An 877-nucleotide genomic window follows, 5' to 3' on the forward strand; every position below is an offset into this window, starting at 1 on the left:
GCGCTGAGCTGGGTGGCGACCCAGCCGTAGAGGTAGGCCTCGACCAGCTCCTGGGGCGCGATGGTCAGGGCCACCCCGGCCCAGGCCCAGGCCGCCGGCCAGGCCAGACGCTGGGACCCATCCCCGGGCAGGGGCAGGGCCAGGTCGGCCAGCAGCTGCAGCAGGGAGCGGCCCATCTGGCGCTGCTGGGCCCGCACCTCGGGCGCCTCCCGCTGGGCCAGCAGCCAGCCGTCCAGCTCCAGCACCTCTGCACGGGCCGGCCCCTCCGGGAACTCACGCCATCGGCTGAGCGCCTGCATCAGCCGGCCCAGGCTGGCGGCCTCGATCGCCAGTGCCCCCCGGGCCAGTTCCGCCTCCAGCCAGTGGGCCACAGCCTCGGCATCGCCCAGCTCCCCGGCCTGGACGAGCACCTCCAGACCTTCGGAGTAGCTGAACGCCCCCACCGGCAGGGCGGGACTGACGAGCTGGAACAGCCGCAGCCGGTCGAGGCTCATGGGTGGGAATGGCCGTGATGACCATGATCGTGCTGGTGGGCGTGGCCGGACGGTTCGTAGGCCCCGGCTTCGGGCAGAAACGGTCCGCTGATGCGCTCCACGGTCAGCCCCCGATGGCGCAGCAGATCCTCCAGCACGCTGTCGACCCCCAGGCGCAACTCGTCGCGGTGCAGCTCCATGGCCACGTGGCGGTTGCCCAGGTGATAGGCCGCCTGCAGCAGGGCCAGGGCATCGGCGGCTCGCACCACCATCAGCGGCTCAGGGGCGGCTTCCACCACCACCAGGGGCCCACCGGCCTCCGGGGCCAGCCGGTCGCCGGGCTCCAGGGCCGCGCCCCGGGGCAGCTGCAGCAGCAGGTCCCGCCCACAGGCGCTGCGGCGATG

2 protein-coding genes are annotated in these 877 nt (G+C 74.0%); both read right to left on the minus strand.

Annotated elements, in window-relative coordinates; genetic code table 11:
* On the minus strand, positions 1-494 hold a 494-nt coding region (locus VB737_RS17070; RefSeq protein ID WP_500314728.1), incomplete at its 3' end, for an urease accessory protein UreF.
* The coding region (locus VB737_RS17075; protein ID WP_500314730.1) for an urease accessory protein UreE at positions 491-877 on the minus strand (387 nt) is incomplete at its 5' end. The genes VB737_RS17070 and VB737_RS17075, both read right to left, overlap by 4 nt.

This window comes from Synechococcus sp. BA-120 BA3, from assembly GCF_034931285.1.
Lineage (GTDB): Bacteria > Cyanobacteriota > Cyanobacteriia > PCC-6307 > Cyanobiaceae > Cyanobium.